The organism is Hahella sp. NS-SX17 (genome assembly GCF_057367735.1).
Genome location: NZ_CM170632.1, coordinates 3,335,856 through 3,356,215, shown reverse-complemented (window position 1 = coordinate 3,356,215; position 20,360 = coordinate 3,335,856). Strand labels below are relative to the sequence as shown.

The window sequence follows — 20,360 nt, the reverse complement described above, 5'->3', positions numbered from 1 at the left end:
ATCAAAAGTTTAATCAGCACTCACTCCCTTCAGGTGCTCCCTCAGCTTTAGTAAGTGCTTGCGATAATTTTCAACCACATATACTTCATCTCCATCAAGCTTATTTGTATAAAAATCTCTCAAATCTGCTTCGCAAGCATCGATCAATTCTCGATCCATCCCTTTGCTTCGGTAATTCTCTATTTTATCTTCAGAAAACGGAAATAATTTTATATATTCAGATCTTTTTTCGAGAGCATTATTTAACGCCAATTCTGTAAAATTTCTCAGACATTCACCCAATGCACTTATATACGCATCAGTCACAAATATACACAAATCTATATTTTCAGAATAATATTCAAGATATTCCTCATATCCTTTTTCATCTTCATCAAAGTCATATATATATGGAGGAAGGAATGAGAGTCTAGACTCTTTTATCTTATCAATCATTTTTTTCACAATCTTTTTTCCAAACATAGTTTTCAGGAAGAATTTTTTCCAAAATAAACCCATCAGAAACAGGCGAGATAGTTTTATCCCTCACCTGATTATTTATACTATTTGGATTGTCAACTTTAAAGTAAGTATGTATCACAGGAGTATTTATTGGAACACCGTTAGCCCGTTCAAATGAGAATACAGTTTTCTCATTTGTTAGCCTATTATATGCAATATATCTGTTTTTCTGCTTATATATTTTAGTATTCACCGAGGCAATGACAGCTCTTGCCTTTTGATCATATAGAACTGGATCTATTACTCCACTACCATTCGTAGCCTCTATTGGATGCCTTTCAAAAGCATGGTAATCAAGCTGGTTACTATATATCATTCCACTATCAGCTCGAATACTATCTACTTCCCACCGCGCATTATCTGAGATTTCCTTCAGTATCATACTCTTAAAAGCTTTATGGATGTCCTTTACCCTTGAGTCTATCGCACCCTTCGTGTATTCGGGATTATCAGGTCTGATGTCTAATGGCTCTTCAGTTTTAACCTTTTTCCCCTTTTTAGCCATCAGCCCCAGCGGGTCAACCCAGTGAACCGGGTTAAGGGCGTACTGGTAGCAGTTATGCCCTCCTGGTAGGCCAATAGGGTCTTGACTGATGAAGCGTGCAGTTACCGGGCAATAATATCTTTGCCGGTTGTAATGCAGGCCGGTTTCTTCGTCGTAGTATTGGCCCTGGAAGCGCAGTGGGTTCTGTACTTCTTCGATGTCTTGCAGCGCCAGGTTTCCGTAGGCTTTGTAGCGGGCGGACCAGACGACTTCGCCTTCCGCATTGGTCATTTCCTGTGGCGTGCCCAGGTGGTCCAAGTGATAGTGGTAGACCTGCTTATCCTGGATGAACGCCAGCGGACGGAAGCTGTTGGGTTCGTAGACGTAGACTTTGTTCAGGTGGTTGCGCTGTTCAGATAACAGCACGTCGCCGTTCCAGAGGAACTCGGTCTTGCTGATACGGCACCCTAAAGCGCCGTATTGTAAATAAGCCGCTTGATCCAGTTATTCGCTACTTCAGCGTCAAACTTCTGAACCTGCGGATCGCTGATATCAACCGCGTTATAACCTAGTCAGACTTCGTTTGTGTAACGTTCGTTGTGTGTTTTCTAGCGCTATAACGTAGGCAAGGCGTGTACTAAAAGTCTAAGCCTTATAGCCTTATTGTGGGCGCGTAGAAAGCCCAAGATGCTTACTCACCACAGTGATCACAACATGATTAAATACAGACTGAGGTAGGATTTAGGACCTCTCTTTCTAGTCGCGTAGAAGACTTCTACGACAACGCCTTGCCAGAAATAGTCAACGACTTGTGCAAGGCAGAAGTCATCCACTAAAACGCCCCCTGAAAAGGGCTGGATAAACTCAATCAGCCCCTCACTTGGGTGAGTGGTTCAACATTTATCAAAATATTGACATCAATATATATCCTTCCTCTCAATATTTTCTATATCAATCTTCAATAGCTCTAAAAAATTAGGCCCACACGGCTCTCCATTAACATGGAACTCCGTCTCAACCCCACTTTCTTTAAGTTCATTTACCATCTCATAAACCAATCTCCAACCACAGTAAAACTCTGAGACTTTCAGCCGAAAATTACATATAGGTATTTTTCTTTTTATTGAATTTGCGATAGATGAAACAGGTATTTTAATATGTTTTCTAATTATTTTTATGGTTGAAGCGAGATCGTCTTCACTGAAGACAAAAACCTCAATGTTCAAATCTTTTTTCATTTAACTATATGTCCTGTTTTTGCAGCCGAACCATCTTTTTTTCTTCGCGTCACAGATGTAACCGACTCATTTTTAAGCAACACCGGCTTTTCTATTCTCCACCAAGTTCTCTCTCCCCATTGGCCGAACCTATTTGCGCCCGTATTAAATACGTTAATATCTCCACTTGCATTAGATGCAAATTTAGTCGAAGCCATGTTCCATAACTTAGCTGCTTTTCCAGAGTCCATATCATTTGATTTGGAGAATAAATCTAACTGCTCAAGAACTTTTCCTCCCGATGTCTGCTCTAATGTCGATTTACCATTAGCTTTTGCCCAAGTCTGGGCAACAAGCATATTATTTACTCCAGGATGCCGTGAAGTTCCCCAAAATACTGCACCATCTTTTTTCGTACTAAAGTCAAGTTGATCGCTTCTAATCATTTCTCTTATTTTGTAATAAGCTCTGTCTGGATCATTTAATACTAACTCTTTTAGTTGATCTATCTCTTCCTGAGTAAGCTCTTTACAAGTTAACCCAAACGGATCCACCCACCCCGTCGGATTCGGCGCATATTGATAATTGTTGTCTCCCCCCAACAGTCCAACGGGGTCCTGGTTGATAAACCGTGCGGCGCTGGGGTCGTAGTAGCGGTGCCGGTTGTAGTGCAGGCCGGTTTCTTCGTCGTAGTATTGGCCCTGGAAGCGTAGAGGGTTCTGTACTTCTTCGACGTCTTGCAGCGCCAGGTTTCCGTAGGCTTTGTAGCGGGCGGACCAGACGACTTCGCCTTCCGCATTGGTCATTTCCTGTGGCGTGCCCAGGTGGTCCAGGTGGTAGTGGTAGACTTGTTTGTCCTGGATGAACGCCAGCGGACGGAAGCTGTTGGGTTCGTAGACGTAGGTTTTGTGCAGGTGGTTGCGCTGTTCCGAGAGCAGCACGTCGCCGTTCCAGAGGAACTCGGTCTTGCCGAAGGCGTCCTGTTTGGCGATGCGGCGTCCCAGGGCGTCGTATTGGTACTCCGTCTTTTGCCCATCTTTTTCGATGGCGACCAGTTGGTTCTGCTTGTTGTACTGGTAACGGGTTTCCAGCTTGCCGCCTTTGCCGCGTTTTTCGCGGATCAGGTTGCCGGCGGCGTCGTATTCGAAGTGGCGGTCGCCGTGGAAGTTCAGGCGGTTGCCTTTGGCCTGGTTCTGGCCGTCGAGAATATTGCCCGCCGGGTCGAAGGCGAACTCTTCGTTGCAATAGCCTTCGACCGTTTTCAGGCGATCGAGGGCGTCGTAACGGTAATGGGTGGTTCCTTTTTTCAGGTCGTCGATCAGCGCCAGATTGCCACTGGCGTCATAGCCGTAGCTGCGCTCGATGATGCGCGCTTTGCTCTGACGATGACTGACCCGATGACGAATCAGACGTCCCATGACGTCGTAGTCGTAGCGGGATTCCGCCGCGCCCTGGCGGCGACGTAATTCGCGTCCGTCCTGGTCCCGTTCGATGCTGGTCAGGACGTCGCCGTTGTGGCTGACCTGGGTGAACAGGCCATGGCGGTCATAGTCAAAGCCGAGGACGCCGCCGTTTGGCAACAGTGATTGGATGCGGGCGCCCAGCGGGTTGTATTCGTGACGCAGACGTTGGCCGTCCTGGATTTCCTCCGCCAGACGTCCTGTCGGCGTATAGGCGAATTCAAGGGTGCGGTATGGGTTGCTGGCCTGCGTTAATTGTCCGTTGGCGTTGTAGGCGAAGCGGCTGATGTCGCCGTCCGGGCTGTGTTTTTCGCGCAGGCGGCCCATGGGGTCGCGTTTGAACAGTGTGGTGTGTTGCGCGCGAATGCGTTCGTCTTCGTGTACGCCTTCGATATGCGCCTTCAGATGGCCCGCCGGGTCATACTGATATTGCTGCACCCGACCGTCGAAGCCGATTTCCTGAATCAGTCGTTCGTTGCGGTCATAGGCCAGTTCATAGCGCTCGCCTTTTTCGTTGATCAGGCCGATCAGGTTGCGTTCTTTATCGTACAGATACTCAAAGCTCTGACCAGCCGGGTCGATGCGCTTGCGCACCTGGGCCAGACCGTCATACACGTATTCCGTGCAACGGCCGGCGGCGTCGATGAAGTGCGTCAGCTGGTCGTTGGCGTTGTAACGCATTTTGAGGACGGAGCCGTCCGGGCGTTTGACTTCGGTGACGTTGCCGTTGCGGTCGTACTGATAGGCTGTGGTTTGCCCCTGATGATCGGTGGCGGCGCGGACCTGTCCCTGCGCATTGTAGGCGTAACGGGTGGTGTGCTGGTTGTCCGTTTCGCTGACCAGTTGGCCTTCCCGGTTCCACTGCAGTTCCCGGGCCTGTCCCAGTGCGTCGATGATCTTTTGCGGCAGGCCCTGGGCGTTGTATTCGTATTGGGTCTGCGCGCCTTCCGGGTCAGTGATGCGGGCCAGCAGGCCCTGTTCGTTGTACTCGCGACGCCAGACATGGCCCAGAGCATTGGTGATCGCCACCGGCATGCCGTCGTCGTTGTAGTCGATCTTGTAATGGCCGCCGTTGGCGTCGATCAGGGCGGTCAACTGGCCGTTGTCATTGTAGGCGTAGTGGGTGCTGTGGCCGTTAGGATCGGTCTGCTCCACCAGATTGCCGGCGTTGTCGTACAGGCGTAGGGTGATGCCGCCCTCTGGATCGATTTCTTTAACGATCTGGCCGCGATCGTCGTAGTGGAAGGTGGTTCTGCCGCCGTTGCTGTCGATGGCGTGGGAAGTCTTGTTGGCCGGGTCCCATTCGAAACGGTAGTCGTAGACGCCCTGATCGCCCCACTGACGCACGCAGCGGGCGGCTTTGTCGTAGCGGCTCCATTCGAAATAGAAGCTGAAGCCGGTCTTCAGGGTGCGGCGGGTGATGACGTGATTACGATAGGCGTAGGATTCACCCGCGCCGGCGGGGTCCCGCACCTGCGCCAGATCCTGGGCGTCGTCGTATTCGTATTTGGCCAGGGTGTCCACATCGCCGTCCGCGCGCAGCGACTGGATCTCGCAGATCAGTCCCTGAGCGTTATGCAGCACGTACAGGCGTTTGCCCCAGCTGGTCTGAATAAGGGTGACCGGCCGCTCGTAGCCGTCCAGGTCCTGCCAGTATTGAATACGCACGCCATTGCCGACGCCATCCAGCAATCCTTCCAGACGGTAGACGCCATCAGCGCCTACGAACAAGCGGGTGGGTTCGCCGCGTTGTTTCAGTACGTAATGGGTATCGTCGATCCGACGCAGCTCCAGATGCTCAGCCGAATTACGAACGGTCTGGCCCGGCTCCGCCAAAGGAAAATCAATGTAGCGGCCTTCGTCCGTGGTGAAGACCAGACGCCCTTCCTGCTCCTCCAACTGCTGACACAGCAAATGAGTCCAGCCCACGCCCAGACCGCGTTGATGGGGATTGGAGGATTTATAGGTGCGTTTCCAGATAATCGGCAGAGGGCCGGCGACGGTGAAATCGGTCAGATCCAGCAATTCCTCGCCGGTGACCATGCTGATGGGTTCGCCGCTGGTGCAGACATTTTTGTTATCCGGCGTGGTCGCGCCATTATCGTTGCTGCCGGATTTTTCACTGGCGCCGCTCTCATCGGTCGGTGTTGTATTCGCCTGAGGCTGAGCGGGCGCATATGTCTTGGGCGCGGACTGGTGACTCGTAGACTCTCTTGGCTTACTGCTCCACCCCGGATTGCCATTAAGCGCGGTCACATCCATGACTTCGCCGGTGATCGCCGGCGGTGGCGGCGGCGCAGGGTTGGCGCGATTGATCAGGCGTACGGCCAGCGTCAGTTCAGACACATTGGGTTTGAGGCCGTCTTCACTCTCACTGACAACGGAGCAAAATGGCTTTCTTTTGTCGGTAAACACCAACAGGATTTCGCCCCGTTCGAGCCCTTTAACAAAGTCTTCTTTCCATTTGCGCAGATGCCGTGAACCTCGGCCGGGAAACGCGCCAAACGATGAACGAAAGTGACTCCCCTTTAGGTGGTTAACGACATCGCCGACTTTAGCGTCTATGTTCAAACAACGCTCGGCGTAGCTGGAGGCGAAGAAAGGTGATTCAACAAACGGCAGGTCCGCAACGGTGATGTCAGACCAATGCTTAAATACATAACTGCGAGTGGAATACATTCGGAGTACGTCCTTTGTAAAGCGACACAGCAAGCCAAACGGGCCATGGCGTCATGAAAACGGTTACTGGTAACTGGGGGCGATCAGCGAATACCTTAAAACTAACAACGACACATACCGCCCACTTGCCTTACGACACAACGCGCCAATCTCCATGAGTTTGATTTACGCGCATACGTAGCCAGTTAAGCGTTAGTTCTGGAGATTTTCCTTCATTATTCAGGTGGTTATTTCGTGATGTAAGCAACGTTTTGTGATGATGGCGTCAATTATCTTCGGACTTGCTCTTAAACATCTTCAAGGGATCAGCCAGAGCTTCTGCAATTAGACTCTTAACCCTCCGGTTACAAAGGCGACTTTTCACCGGTCCCGCAAATTTCGGATCATGCATAACAATACTGATCAACGCAGTGTCCGGCGCCCACCCCGCTTTGTTCAATGCGTGGCGAAAACCGTTAACATGCGCGCCATGGTCTTCCGTCTCGCAACCATTCACCCAGGATTTATAGCAAGGAGAGGAGCCTCCCTCGCCAATAGCTGCTACTTCAAACTCAACATCTTCTGTTCGGCCTTTGAACCGGAACATTTTGGGGCTAAAAGCCCATTTTGGCCCGCTCCACATCAGATACGCCAGTTCCAACAGCCCCTGTTTAGAGACATAGCGTTCTCCATCACACTCTACAATCAGTCCAGAGTATAAGTGAGCTAGCTCAAACATCGATTTCCTGAGCTGGAAGAAGTCAGGCAAACGATTATGAAACACTGACGGATCAAGAGTGAGTTTAATGGAACTGCCGCTCGGGCCGTCGTACCTGAAACGTTCCAACGGCGCTATTACCTCGCCTTTTCCGAATTCTTGTCTCCATCGCCATGCGCCATTAGAGCTTTCGATAGTTAGCTTTTCTGAAACTGCGTTTACCGCCGCCAGCCCAAGTCCGCCTCCCAGCACATGTATATGAGGAGCATGGTCATCCGCCGTTGGTTTATCGTGATGATGGGTGAGATAGACTTCGACAGGATCATGGGCGCCATCTTCTACTGGAAATGGAAAACCCGGGCCATCATCAGCGACTATGATTTCACGCTCGCTAACATCTATCTTCAATGTCGTCGCCTTGTCCGCCAAAAATAAATCCACAATATTCGCGACAAGCTCGTAGATAACATGATTGACGGCATTGTGATCAATATCGCCAAAGTACATGCCAGGACGTTTTCTCACCGCGTCTTTAAAGGACAACATGTTTCATTCTCCAGCGCCTAACTATCCTTTTTCGCCCAATACATCTGCTTATGGCCCCTATCTTCGTAATCTTTCACCAGATTCAAAGCTTCGGATTGCGTCATGTCACCCTGGATGAAGAAGGTATTGTTGTTATCGTCCTGGCGCCAGACTGACCAGTTTGACGCGGCTTCTTCGACAAGGTCTGACGGTTCGAAGGCGGTTTGATCCAAAGGACACTCTTTAATGACGAAATGGTCTGTCAGGCCGTGAAATGACGTTCGTTCAGAAAAATCTGCAATGGCTTGATCGGCCTTGGCCCGGGAGGTGAACACGCCGTTAAAACCAGAAGGGGTCGAGTGTTGGGAGGGGGAGAAAAATAACGCGTAGACGAGTTGCATGGCTAATCATCACCTGTCTGAATGGAGCGTTTCAACGGGTGATGATTATACCTGAAATTGTCGTCAGAAGCCTTTGAAATCTGAGGTTTAAAGCTAACTGGGCTTCCCTGCCCTTGGCGCATATTCCCTATCTGAAATCCTGCTTAGCGCGGCTTTTATCAAGCTGCGCGCTTCAGGATTTCCCGACTGACGTCCAAGGTGATTGCGCGATTTTCACCCAGTGCGGTCATGCCGTGTTTTTCCAGCGCGTCCACCAGGGCCGGAACGGCTGTGTCGCCTTCGATGCCAGCATGAGAGAGTCTGATGGGGATCTCCAGACTGCTGTAAAGGCGTTCGATGGCTTCGATCGTGGTTTCCGCCAGATTGTCATCCTGAGGCAGATTGAACACATTGCGCCCCATTTGCTCCAGCTTGGCGCGCTTGTCCGCCATTTGCACGCGCAACAGCGAGGGCTGCACGATGGCTAGAGTGCGGGCGTGATCGACCCCGTAAAGCGCAGTGATTTCATGGCCGATCATATGAGTCGCCCAATCCTGCGCCACGCCGGCGCCGATCAAACCATTCAATGCCTGGTTGGCGGTCCACATCAGGTTGCTGCGCCATACATCGTTGTCACGCTGCGGGAACTCTTCCGCCAGACGCACCAGATTACGCAACAGCGCTTCCGCGTAGCCATCCTGAACCCAGGCGTCACTGTTATGGGACAAGTACTGCTCACAAATATGCACGAATGCATCGACGACGCCATTGGCGACCTGACGCTCCGGTAGAGATTTGATCACATCCGGGTCCAGCACCGCGACGCGAGGCAACACCAATGGAGAGCCGAAGGACAGCTTTTCTTTTGTCGCGGCTTTGGTCACCACAGAGCCGCCATTGGACTCTGAACCCGTGGCCGGCAAGGTCAGCACCACGCCCAAAGGCAGCGCGCGAGCGACGGTGTACTTGCGGGTGAGAATATCCCAGCCATCGCCGTCATACAGCGTCGCGGCGGCGATATATTTGCAGCCGTCGATGACAGAGCCGCCGCCGACCGCCAGGATGTAATCCACCTTCTCACGACGCGCCAGCTCAACGGCTTTGTCCAACGTCTCCACCGTAGGGTTGGCCTCCACGCCGGAGAACTCCAGCCAGGAATGATCTTTCAGCGCGTCTTTGATTTGATCGTAAACGCCGTTCTTTTTGATCGAGCCGCCGCCGTACACCACTAACACCTTTTGATCTGCGTCGATCAATGAGGCTAATTTGGCGATGCGGCCTTGCCCAAATTCAATACGGGTGCTGTTGGAAAAAGAAAAATTCATACTCACTTCCTTTAAATCGCAATATCTTTGCAGGCGCGTCGACGCAGAGCGGCGCTGGATTAATTGCGCATACTCGCAGAGGGCCTTTCACTACGAGAAACAGGAAAACATCCGCGTCGAATATGGGACAGGAACATACTCCTATCCCGAGAGGAAACAAAGCGTCCCCTCCGCCTTAGAAGGCAGTTAGATAGAAATAGGCAAGCATTCGACAGAATCGGGATAAATACAAATGATCAACGCGGCGCCAGCGACGGTGCGGCGCCGCGTTTTATGAAAGGAATAGATCAGGCTGTCGCATCCGCCGGGATTACGCCACTGCCCCGGACTTTTTCACGGCTGCGAACGCCCTGCGTCGCCCTGTGAAAAACGCACCCTTAACCCACAGATAAAACAACGGCACGAAGAAAATCGCTAACGCTGTCGCCGCCAGAACGCCGCCCAGGACACTGGTCCCAATGGCGTTTTGACTCGCTGAACCGGGTCCGGTGGAGAGCGCCAGAGGCGCTACGCCGGCGCCGAACGCCAGCGAAGTCATCAGGATAGGACGCAAACGCAAGCGCGCCCCTTCCACCACTGCGGTCATTGGCGTAACGCCCTGGCGCACCGCCGCTTCAGCGAATTCTACGATCAGAATCGCATTCTTGGCGGAGAGCCCAATCGTCGTCAGCAGACCTACCTGAAAATAAATGTCGTTGGGCAGTCCGCGCCAATACACCGCCAGCAACGCGCCCAGTACGCCAAGCGGTATCGCAGGCGCCACGGCGCAAGGAATCGTCCAGCTTTCGTACAACGCCGCCAGACACAGAAACACAAATACGATGGACGCCAGATACAGTAGCGGCGCCTGCCCGCTGGAAAGCTTGTCCTGATAAGACAGCCCGCTCCACTCGAAGTTAGTTCCAGGCAAGCTCGCCGCCTGTTTCTCCACCTGCGCCATCGCCTCGCCGGAACTGACGCCCTGGGCCGCCGCGCCAAACAAAGGAACAGCGTGCAGTCCGTTATAGCGATTCAACTCTGTCGGCCCATTGCGCCATTGTGTCGCGCTGAAAGCCGAGAAAGACGTCATGGCTCCGCCCTCGCCGCGCACAAACCAGTGACGCAGATCCTCCGGCGCCGCGCGATAGGGCGCATCCGACTGCACGATCACTTTCTTCACCCTGCCCTGGTGCACGAAATCATTCACATAAGAACCGCCCCAGGCTACGCTCAGGGTCTCGTTGACGTCCTCCAGCGCCAATCCCAGGGCGGAGGCTTTCTCGCGATCAATATCCACGCGCAGTTGCTGCACATTGCGGTCGGCGCCGGCGCGCACGTAGGAAAACGCCTCGTCGCCCTGCAGACTTCGCTCCAGCTCCGCCGCCGCGTCGGCCAGTCCCTTAGATCCCAGTCCTCCCAGATCCTGCAACCAGAGTTCAAAGCCATTGCTGCGCCCCAGGCCTTCAATCGGCGGCAACACCATGCTGTAAGCCTGGGCGTCACGAAAGCGGCTGAACGCTGCGGTAGCCCGGTCGGCGATCGCCTGCGCGCTGTTTGCGGCGCCCTCTCGTTGCGACCAATCCTTCAGCGCCACAAAACCCATGCCGGCGTTTTGCCCCGCACCGTCAAAGCTGAAGCCGGACAGGATATACACCGTCTCCACATTCGCCTTTTCCTGTTGCAGGAAGTAGCGTTCAATTTCTTGCGCCACTTTCGCCGCACGGTCATAGGTGGCGCCCGCCGGCAGATTGAATTGAACTAACACAGTTCCTTGATCTTCGTCCGGAATAAAGGCGGTAGGCAAACGCCAGTACACCAGCGCCATCAATCCAACCGCCACAATATACGCGGCGCTGAAACGAACCGGCCGCGACAGCATAAATCTCAGCCCGCCGACATAGCGCTGCTGAAACCTGGCGAAGCCGCGGTTAAATGCGTTGAAGCCGCCGGTGGACGCCTCGCCATGGTGCAGGAACCTGACGCAAAGCGCAGGCGTCAGACAAATCGCCGCCACGGCCGACAGCGCCATCGCCGCGACCAAAGTCACGGAGAACTGTCGATAGATCACGCCCACAGACCCCGAAAAAAACGCCATGGGCAAGAAAACAGCAGCCAGCGCCGCCGCCACGCCGATCAGCACTCCGGTAATCCGATCCATGGATTTCAGCGTCGCTGCGCGGGCGTCCAGACCTTCTTCGCGCATGATGCGCTCAACGTTCTCCACCACGACAATGGCGTCGTCCACCAGCAGACCAATCGCCAGCACCATGGCGAACAGACTGAGCGTGTTGACGGAATAGCCGGCTGCGGCGAGGACCCCAAAGGTTCCCAATAAAACAACGGGGACCGTAATCGCCGGGATCAAGGTCGCGCGCCAGTTCTGCAGAAACGCGAACATGACCAGCACCACCAGCGCCACCGCCTCCAACAAGGTCTGCAGCACCGAGTGAATAGACAACTTTACGAAACGCGTCGTGTCTTCCGGGAAGGCGACTTTCACTCCTGGCGGAAAGACGCCCCGTAACTGCGCCACTTTCTGCTTAACCGCCTCCGCCACTTGCAGAGCGTTGGCGCCGGGCGCCAGCATCACCGCCAACCCGGAGGCGGGATGTCCGTTCAGTTTGGTCGTCCCGCCATAATCCTCCGCGCCCAGCTCCACCCGCGCCACGTCTCCCAATCGCACCACGGCGCCGTCCGCATCGGTCTTGATGATGATGTCGCGGAACTGCTGCGGCGACGTCAAACGAGACATGGAGGTAACCGTCACATTCAATTGCTGGCCCGGCCTGGCGGGCAGCGCCCCCAACTCCCCTACCGAGACTTCCGTGTTCTGCGCGGCGATGGCGTCGGTCACATCTTTGGGCATCAAGCGAAAGCTGTTGAGTTGGTGCGGGTCCAGCCAGATCCTCATGGCGTAGGGGGAACCAAAGTTCTGCACCGCGCCCACGCCGTCGACCCGGCTCAAAGGATCTTGCAGGCTGCCGGCGAGCCAATCGGAAATGTCCGTGTCGCTGAGGCGATCGCTGGCGTCGTAGAACCCCAGAATCATGAGAAAGTTATTCTGCGACTTGTTAACCGTCAGCCCTTGTTGCTGCACTGGCGCAGGTAATCTTCCAGCCGCCTGGGCCGCTTTGTTCTGCACTTGCACCTGGGCGATGTCCGCGTCGGTTCCATGCTGAAAAGTGAGCATGACTTCCGCCGCTCCGGACGAACTGCTGCGGGAACTGAAATACATCAGGTTATCCAGCCCTTTCAGTTCCTGCTCCAGAATCTGCGTGACGCTGTTTTCCACCACCTCAGCGGAAGCGCCGGGATAATTGGCGGAAATCATGATCGTCGGCGGCGCAATATCCGGATACTGCGATACCGGCATAGACATTAATCCCAGCACGCCGGCCAACATCACCACTATCGCCGCCACCCAGGAAAACACCGGGCGATTGACGAAAAATGCAGCCAGCCGTCGCTGGTTCGGGGCGTCCCCCTGTATGGAGTCTCGCATCGCCGCCGCCTATTGTTTCAGCGCCGCCGCGGCGACATCGAAGTTGAGTTCCGTCGCCAGCGCCGGTTCGCCGGGAATGGCGTTCAGCAGTCCCTCCACAATCACTCGGTCCCCGGCCTGCAGGCCAGCGCCGACAATCCAGTGATTGTCCTGCGCCCCCAGAATACGCAGTCGCCGCTCTTCGACAACCTCCTCTGCGCTGACCACCAGCGCCGTGGCTTCGCCACGGGCGTTATGGGTCACCGCCTGTTGTGGGGTCAGATAGACGCCGGAGCGCACGCCTCCCGTCAATTCCGCGCGTACGAACATCCCCGGCAGCAGGAGTCCGTCAGGGTTGGGGAATTCCGCTCGCAGCGTCACAGAGCCTGTCGCCTCATTGACGCTGACTTCAGTAAAGCGAAACACGCCGGGATGAGGATAGTCGGAGCCGTCTTCCAGGGTCAGTCTGACGTCTTTGGTATCCTGTGACCCAGGCTTTTCCAACAGGGTCTGACGCAGCGACAGCAGTTCACGGCTGGACTGCGCCAGGTCCACATAAATCGGGTCCAGTTGCTGGATCAACGCCAGTGGCGCGCTTTGGCCTTCCGTGACCAACGCCCCTTCACTGACAGCCGAACGCCCGATACGACCGGGAATAGGCGCGTCAATGCGGGTGCGCTGCAGATCCACCGCCGCCAGTTGCAGCGCAGCCTGTGCGGCCTGCACGGTCGCTTGCGCCTGACGATGATCGCTCTGAATGTCTTCATGGTCCTGCCGGCTGACGCTTTTATTGGCGGCCAGCTCCGCATAACGCCGACTCTTGCCGCCGAGACTGTCCAGACGCGCCTGCGCCGTCGCCAAACTGGCCTGCGCCTGATCGTACATTGCCTGGTAACGGTCGGATTCGATGCGATACAGCGCCTGCCCCTGCTCCACGACAGCGCCTTCTACAAACAAACGACGGTCGATAATGCCGTTCACCTGGGGACGCACCTCGGCGGAGCGGTACGCGACAGTCCGCCCCGACAATTGCACCCGTATTGGCGCATCCTGCGGCGTTAGCGTCACCACGCCGACTTCGGGAGGCGGCGGAGGGGTGGGCGCAGGCGCTTCCTGGTCGCGGCATCCGGTCAATAACAGGGGGAATAGCAGATAGCGAATTTTTTCCATGATGACTGCGTTCGATACTTCCTGAGTAAGAAGAAACGCCAACGAACGGCGCGCTTCCAATTTATTGATTGTGGACAAGAATCACTTAATGATAATAATTATCATTTGCGTTAACATTATATGAGTTCTGACCGCCATCCTGTCAACGCGTTAGCGCCGCTTTTCGTCAACGATCCAGGCAAAGCCAGCGCCAGCGCGACTTAGGGCCCAATCAATCACTCCAAGGGGTAGAGATATCACGATGCTGCACAATCGCTTTTTGTTTCTTTTCCTGACGCTGTGCGCCAGCCTGCTGACCGCCTGCGGCGCAGACAGAGACGTCGCCGCCAACACGTCGACACAGGCCGCGCCCGCCCTCACCGTTCAAAACGCGTCGACCTGGCCGAGAACGCTATCCACCTCGCAAGGCGACCTCACCATTGAGCAGGCGCCACAGCGCATCGTCTCCACCAGCGTGACCTTGACCGGCGTTCTGCTGGCCATTGACGCCCCGGTGGTGGCCAGCGGCGCCTCTTCACCCAATACTGAGGTCGCGGATGCGCAGGGATTTTTCCGCCAATGGGGGGATATCGCCCACCGCCGCGGCGTACGCCCGATTTATCAGGGAGCGCCCGACGCGGAAGCCATCATCGCCGAACAGCCGGATCTGATTGTCATGGCGGGAACCGGCGGCGATTCCGCCCTCGCCCTTTACGAGCAACTCAGCCTTTTCGCGCCGGTGTTAGTGCTCAACTACGACGACAAAAGCTGGCAGGAACTGGCCTCTGCGCTGGGGGCCGCGACGGGGCGCGAGCAGCAGGCGCAAGCGGTCATAGAAGAGTTCAACACCCAGGTCGCCAGCGTCAAAACGCGCCTGCAACTGCCGCCGCAACCGGTCTCTGCGCTGGTGTATTACGAAGATGGCTCCGGCGCCAATCTATGGACGCCGGATTCCGCACAAGGCCAGCTGCTGCAAGCGCTGGGCTTTGAAATTGCGACGCCGCCCTCCCATGTCCAGGGAGGAACCCTGCAGGGCGAGCGCAAAGACATTGTCCAGCTTGCAGGAGAGAATCTCTCCGACGGACTCCAGGGCCGCACCATGCTGCTGTTCTCCGCTGATGAGAGCGGCGTCCGGCGCATCAATCAGGACAAGTTTCTCGCGCATACGCCCGCTATTCTGAGCAACCGGGTATACGCTGTGGGCCTGGACACCTTTCGTCTGGACTACTACAGCGCCAGCAACCTTCTGCAGCGGCTGGCCAGCCTGTTTCCTGAAACGCCCGCGGCTATCGCTGACGCTAACTCGTCATTCATGAACCGCCCTTAAAACCTGTTACGCCTCCTAATCGGCGGACTCTGACTCTCTTTGCCCCTTTACCCACTGCGCTCAGCGCAGCGGGTAAACTCAGCATCAGGCGGGCTCTTCACTTTCCGCAACATAGCCCGCCATGGTTTCAGTTTCATCGGCAGCCGCGCCGGATTGCAGTCTGCGCAGCGAACCGAATCCTACCGACATCAGCGCCCCCGCCGCGGCGATCGCAACGCCGAATGAGAAAACGCCCAGCACTGAGGTCACCGCCTTGGCCAATGCGCCCAACCCTACCGCGCCGACGCCGTCGCCGACCACATCCTGCGCGCTCCACAGGCTGTTCACCCGGCCCAACAGTCGATCCGGCGTGTGGCCCTGCACCAGCGTGAACTGCAACAGAGAGGTGATGGAGCCAAGGTAACCGACCAGCGCCAGCGCCGCCAAAGCAGGCCAGATATGCCCGACTACGCCCAGAGAGGCCACCGCCAATGCGGACGCAATCAACGTACTCAGCATTAAGGCGCCGGGGCGTCGCCAGCCTCCCACCCAGCCACTGGTGAAAGCGCCCAGCATGGCGCCCAGGGGGACGGCGGAAAACATCAGCCCCACTTCAAAAGCGCCGCCGCCATAGCCCTCTTCGGCCAACGCCGGAAACAGCACGCGAATGGCGCTCAGGGCGGTTTGCGCCGTGCCTACCAGAATGACTGCGCCCACGATTTTATGGCCGAACAAGAACTGGAACCCTTCCTTCAGCGCCTGCAAGGGATGTCCCGGAGGACCGTCGCCAGGCTTCAGCGACGGCAAACGCACCAGGGGCAGCAAGGTTGCGACGGTGCCAACGCCCGCCAGAAAGTAGTTCCAGCTCACGTCGGCGGAAACAATAATCAGACCGCCCACCGCCGGCGACATCACCGCGCCAAAACGCACGGTAAGCATGCTCAAGGCGCCGGCGGCGGCCAGATTTTCCCGACCCACCAAGGTCGGAATTGACGCCATTAACGCAGTGATGCCCATCGCCCCGAAAAAGCCGTCCCAGGCGGAAACGACATAGAGCGCCAGCAGCGACGGCGCCGCGACAAAGCTATTCAACGCCAGGGCGAGAAAGCCCGCTCCACAGAGAAACCTCGCCGTCAGAATGAGTTTGCGGCGATCAAAACGATCCGCCAGAACGCCGCCGCACATGAGCCCGACGAACATGCCGACGCTGTCCAGAGCCATGGCCAAGCCGACCTGCAGCGTGGAGCCGGTCAGCTCGTGTATCTGAACCGGAACGGCGACGGTGAGAATGCCGAGCGCGAATACCGACATCATTCGCGCCACAAAAACAGCGCGAAAGTGTGAGTTGTTTTTGAGCAGACTGAAGTCCACAAAGATAGATGATTTGCTCATTACACCAGCCAAAGAATTGATGAATAGAAGTGATTTCCCTGCCTCTATTCGCAGGATCGCGCAGGAGTGGTTTTACCCGTAGGCGCAGCATGATAGTATACCAATCGTTAATACAAATCATTCTCATTTGCATTTGAGCTGAATATTTGAACGACGCCACCCTCACCGCTTCCGCCCCCTCTTCACCGCCTCGTTACCGCGCGCGATGGGCGATATTCACGACAAGCCTGCTGTTGTTGGCCTTCATCAGCGCCCTTAGCTTAATGTTGGGAGCGAAGGCGATTCCCTTCCCCATCGTTCTGGATAGCCTGCTCGGGGTGACTGACGGCGCAGACGCCATCATCGTTCTGGATAGCCGCTTACCCCGTACGCTATTAGGTCTGTTGGCCGGGGCCGCCCTGGGCGCCTCCGGCGCTCTGATCCAGGCATTGACCCGCAATCCGCTGGCTGAACCGGGCATACTTGGCGTCAACGCTGGCGCCGGACTCGCGATGGTGCTGGGGGTGGCGTTCTTCGGCGTTCACTCGCAGCAGGGGTATCTTGGACTGGCTGCGCTGGGCGCGCTGCTTACGACGCTACTGGTGTTTTTCGCCGGCTACTACGGAGCCGCGCGTATGGACCCGTTGCGCTTTGTGCTGGCGGGAGTCGCCATTGGCGCGGTGATGTCTGGAGCCGCATCCGGCGTCACCTTACTGCACCCTTCCGTCTTCGACACCATGCGTTACTGGAGCGCCGGTTCACTGAACGTGCGCAGTCTGGAGCCAGTGACGTGGGTCGCCCCCGTCATCGTCGCTGGCGTTATGCTGGCGCTGATTCTGGCGCGCCCCCTTAACGCCATCGCCATGGGCGAAGATCTGGCGACGGCGCTGGGAGCGAATCCAAAGTGGGCGCAGGGCTTATCCATCCTGGCGATAACATTGATGTGCGGAGGCGCCACCGCCGCCGCAGGCCCCATCGCGTTTATCGGCCTGATGATACCTCATATCGCCCGCTGGCTGATGGGAGCGGATCAACGCTGGATCGTCCTGCTTACAGTGACGCTATCCCCTTGCTTGTTATTATCTGCGGACATTCTGGGGCGCTTTCTTACCCCAGGCGAACTGCGCGTTTCCATCGTCACCGCCTTCCTTGGCGCTCCAATGCTGATCTGGCTGGCGCGTCGCCGGCATGGAGCAGCCAGATGAATCGCGTCGACCATTTTCTGATTGGCGGCGCGGACAGCGCTATCAGTCTGCCCATCAATAAACGCGCGCTGCGCCTGGGCGTCATCTTATGCGCCGCCTGTCTGGGATTGAGCCTGCTCGCGCTGGGCTGGGGAACGTTGACGCTCACATTCAGCGATGTCGTGCAGGCCTTATTCGGAAATGCCCAAGAGCAGATACAGGTTGTGGTGACGCAGTGGCGGCTGCCCCGAGTTACCGCAGCGGTAATACTCGGAGGGGCCCTGGGCGTCAGCGGCGCGATTTTCCAGTCGTTACTCCGTAACCCTTTAGGCAGCCCGGACGTGGTCGGTTTCAATACCGGCGCATATAGCGGCGCGCTGCTGGTCATCGGCGTCTTTCAAGGCGGCTACTACGAGACCGCCGCCGGGGCGCTGTCAGGCGGTTTGGCGACGGCGATGCTGGTTTACGCACTGGCCTGGCGTCGAGGAAGCGCACAGGGGTTTCGTCTGATCATTGTCGGCATCGCCGTCAGCGCCCTGCTCAACGCCTTCAACACCTGGCTCATGATCAGCGCCAGCCTGCAAACCGCCATGTCTGCGGCATTGTGGGGAGCGGGTTCATTAAATGGCGTCACCTGGAGCAAGCTGTCTCCATCCCTGCTTTTTTGCCTGTTGGCCATCGCCGCCGCGATCCCGATGCAGCATCGCATACGCATACTCGCCATGGGCGACGACGCCGCTCAGGCGCTAGGCGTACCGGTTAATCGCTCCCGTCTGACGCTCATGCTGCTGGCGGTGTCGCTGACCGCCGCCGCCACCGCCGCCACCGGCCCCATCAGTTTCATCGCGCTGGCGGCGCCGCAGATTACCCGACGCTTGCTGGGCGCCAACGACATCAGCCTGCTTAACGCCGCCTGGATGGGAGCATTATTGCTACTCGCGGCGGATCAGATTGCGCATCACCTGTTCGCCCCCAGCCAGTTACCTGTCGGCGTCGTCACTATCAGCGTGGGCGGCGTCTATCTGGCTTGGCTGCTTATCAACGACTCACAACGGAAAACCTCATGACGCGACAGCCCTCCCCTTTACATATCGAGCCTCCTCCCCCCCGTACGCCGCGCTTGCAGGCGCAGGGATTGACGGTAGGCTATGAGGAGCGCGTTATCAGTTCAGACCTCAGTGTGGCCATCCCGGACGGGTCGTTCACGGTGATCGTCGGTCCCAATGGATGCGGCAAGTCCACGTTGCTGCGCAGTCTTTGCCGCCTGCTGAAACCCGTCTCCGGCGAGGTACTGCTCGACGGTCAGGACATCCACCGCTATCCCGCCAAACTGGTCGCGCGTCAGCTGGGGTTGCTGCCGCAAAGCGCCAACACGCCGGAAGGCATCCGGGTGCGGGATCTGGTGGGCCGAGGTCGCTATCCTCATCAAAGCGCCTTTCGCCGCTGGAGCCGGGAGGATGAAAACGCCGTAAACGAAGCCATGATCAGTACCGGCGTCGAAGACCTCGCCGACCGCATGGTGGATGAGCTTTCCGGCGGCCAGCGTCAGCGCGTCTGGGTGGCCATGGCCCTGGCCCAGCAAACGTCTTTATTGCTGTTGGACGAACCCACCACCTATCTGGATATCACCCATCAGATCGAATTGCTGGAGCTGTTTCGCACTCTGAACCGCAGAGACAACCGCACCCTCATCGCGGTGCTGCACGATCTTAACCACGCCTGCCGCTACGCCACTCACCTCATCGCCATGCGCGACGGGGCCATCATCGCTGAAGGCCCGCCCGCCAGCATCATTTCCGAAGCGCTGGTGGAAGAGGTCTTCGGCCTGTCCAGCCTGATCATTGAAGACCCCGTGAGCCATACGCCGCTGGTGATACCCAGAGGCAAGGGACATGCGCAGGCTCTGTCGATTACAGACAATTAGGGAACCTCTGAAAAACGCTATGCCTTCGCCCCGGCTTGCAGCAGTTGCGAAAGATAGCTCTGTTTGCGAATGACAAAGGCTATCAACGCCTGCGCGAAGTCCGCATCCACCGCGTCGATGACAGACTGTCTGGCGGCCAGCTGCCGGCGCCAGACTTCGACCTTCGCCAGTCCCTTAAACAGATCGATGTTGATTAAAGAGTTAAACACGTCGAAATAGCGAAACACCGGCGCATAAACAGCGTCCACAATCATGAAGTCGGCGCCTGAAAAGTAAGGGCCGACAATCACGTCTTCCAGCCGTTCAAATCGACGCCGAAGCTGTTCTTCCGCCTTGCTGAAACTCTCCTTGTCCTGGGCGGAATAATACCTGCCGATCGCATCCAGGGTTTGTGAGCCAAACTCAATCCATGACCGATGCCGCGCCCGTAATTTAGGGTCCGCCGGGAGCAGGCTTCCCTCCGTGACTTCATCGAGGTATTCGCAAATCACCGCCGATTCGAAAATAGCGTCCTTGTTGTCTACCACGAGTAAAGGCACTTTTCCTGTGGGGGAAAGCGCCAGAAACCAGCCCGGCTTGTTCGCCAGATCGATATCCGTGCGTTTAAACACAACGCCTTTTTCCTGCAGTGTGATCACAGAACGCTGCACGTAAGGACATAACTTAAAGCTAACCAGCTCAATCTTTCCGGTATTCAT

General features: G+C 56.2%; 15 protein-coding genes. 4 read left to right on the top strand and 11 right to left on the bottom strand.

The genetic code is table 11. The annotated features are described in order from the left end of the window. Window positions 1-9: 9 nt before the first annotated feature. The 9 genes from AC2IBB_RS15015 to AC2IBB_RS14975 form a co-directional block, all read right to left on the bottom strand. A complete protein-coding gene (locus tag AC2IBB_RS15015; RefSeq protein WP_486333643.1) occupies window positions 10-444 on the bottom strand; it encodes a hypothetical protein in 435 nt (144 codons plus the stop codon). Next, the gene (locus AC2IBB_RS15010) at window positions 428-1,411 is read right to left on the bottom strand and encodes an RHS repeat domain-containing protein (RefSeq protein ID WP_486333642.1); all 984 of its coding nucleotides are present in this window, start codon (window positions 1,409-1,411) and stop codon (window positions 428-430) included. The genes AC2IBB_RS15015 and AC2IBB_RS15010 overlap by 17 nt, the downstream gene beginning before the upstream one ends. A gap of 491 nt (window positions 1,412-1,902) precedes the next feature. Beyond that, window positions 1,903-2,223 carry a hypothetical protein gene (locus tag AC2IBB_RS15005; RefSeq protein WP_486333641.1) on the bottom strand — a complete coding sequence of 107 codons (321 nt, stop codon included), beginning with the start codon at window positions 2,221-2,223 and terminating at the stop codon, window positions 1,903-1,905. Further along, on the bottom strand, window positions 2,220-6,341 hold the full coding sequence (locus AC2IBB_RS15000) for an RHS repeat-associated core domain-containing protein (RefSeq protein ID WP_486333640.1): 4,122 nt from the start codon (window positions 6,339-6,341) through the stop codon (window positions 2,220-2,222). Before AC2IBB_RS15000 ends, AC2IBB_RS15005 begins: the two co-directional genes overlap by 4 nt. Before the next feature lie 265 nt (window positions 6,342-6,606). Beyond that, window positions 6,607-7,584: an ATP-binding protein gene (locus tag AC2IBB_RS14995; protein WP_486333639.1), complete on the bottom strand. Its 978-nt coding sequence runs from the start codon at window positions 7,582-7,584 to the stop codon at window positions 6,607-6,609. Between the two features lie 17 nt (window positions 7,585-7,601). Further along, entirely contained in the window at window positions 7,602-7,964 is a 363-nt protein-coding gene (locus tag AC2IBB_RS14990; protein WP_486333638.1) for a hypothetical protein, read from the bottom strand. 158 nt (window positions 7,965-8,122) lie between these two features. Beyond that, window positions 8,123-9,268, bottom strand: coding sequence for an iron-containing alcohol dehydrogenase (locus tag AC2IBB_RS14985; RefSeq protein ID WP_486333637.1), 1,146 nt, complete (start codon window positions 9,266-9,268; stop codon window positions 8,123-8,125). Between the two features lie 310 nt (window positions 9,269-9,578). After that, on the bottom strand, window positions 9,579-12,749 hold the full coding sequence (locus AC2IBB_RS14980; protein WP_486333636.1) for an efflux RND transporter permease subunit: 3,171 nt from the start codon (window positions 12,747-12,749) through the stop codon (window positions 9,579-9,581). Between the two features lie 9 nt (window positions 12,750-12,758). Beyond that, entirely contained in the window at window positions 12,759-13,976 is a 1,218-nt protein-coding gene (locus tag AC2IBB_RS14975) for an efflux RND transporter periplasmic adaptor subunit (protein ID WP_486333635.1), read from the bottom strand. Window positions 13,977-14,139: 163 nt separating this feature from the next. On the opposite strand from AC2IBB_RS14975, the gene fepB reads away from it, so the two are divergent. Further along, the gene (gene fepB / locus AC2IBB_RS14970; RefSeq protein WP_486333634.1) at window positions 14,140-15,204 is read left to right on the top strand and encodes a Fe2+-enterobactin ABC transporter substrate-binding protein; all 1,065 of its coding nucleotides are present in this window, start codon (window positions 14,140-14,142) and stop codon (window positions 15,202-15,204) included. An 84-nt stretch (window positions 15,205-15,288) separates the two neighbouring features. On the opposite strand, the gene entS is transcribed toward fepB, so the two are convergent. Further along, complete coding sequence (gene entS / locus AC2IBB_RS14965; RefSeq protein ID WP_486333633.1) at window positions 15,289-16,575, bottom strand: enterobactin transporter EntS; 1,287 nt, start codon at window positions 16,573-16,575, stop codon at window positions 15,289-15,291. A 146-nt stretch (window positions 16,576-16,721) separates the two neighbouring features. Here entS and fepD point away from each other — a divergent pair, with 146 nt between their 5' ends. Genes fepD through AC2IBB_RS14950 form a run of 3 tightly spaced genes read left to right on the top strand, consistent with a single transcriptional unit; the run spans window position 16,722 to window position 19,662 of the window. Further along, complete coding sequence (fepD, locus tag AC2IBB_RS14960; protein ID WP_486333632.1) at window positions 16,722-17,759, top strand: Fe(3+)-siderophore ABC transporter permease; 1,038 nt, start codon at window positions 16,722-16,724, stop codon at window positions 17,757-17,759. Next, on the top strand, window positions 17,756-18,805 hold the full coding sequence (gene fepG / locus AC2IBB_RS14955; RefSeq protein ID WP_486333631.1) for an iron-enterobactin ABC transporter permease: 1,050 nt from the start codon (window positions 17,756-17,758) through the stop codon (window positions 18,803-18,805). The genes fepD and fepG overlap by 4 nt, the downstream gene beginning before the upstream one ends. After that, entirely contained in the window at window positions 18,802-19,662 is an 861-nt protein-coding gene (locus AC2IBB_RS14950) for an ABC transporter ATP-binding protein (protein WP_486333630.1), read from the top strand. The genes fepG and AC2IBB_RS14950 overlap by 4 nt, the downstream gene beginning before the upstream one ends. A 17-nt stretch (window positions 19,663-19,679) precedes the next feature. Here the strand turns inward: AC2IBB_RS14950 and AC2IBB_RS14945 are convergent, their stop codons facing one another. Then, window positions 19,680-20,360, bottom strand: a complete 681-nt coding sequence (locus AC2IBB_RS14945) for a glutathione S-transferase family protein (RefSeq protein WP_486333629.1) — start codon at window positions 20,358-20,360, stop codon at window positions 19,680-19,682.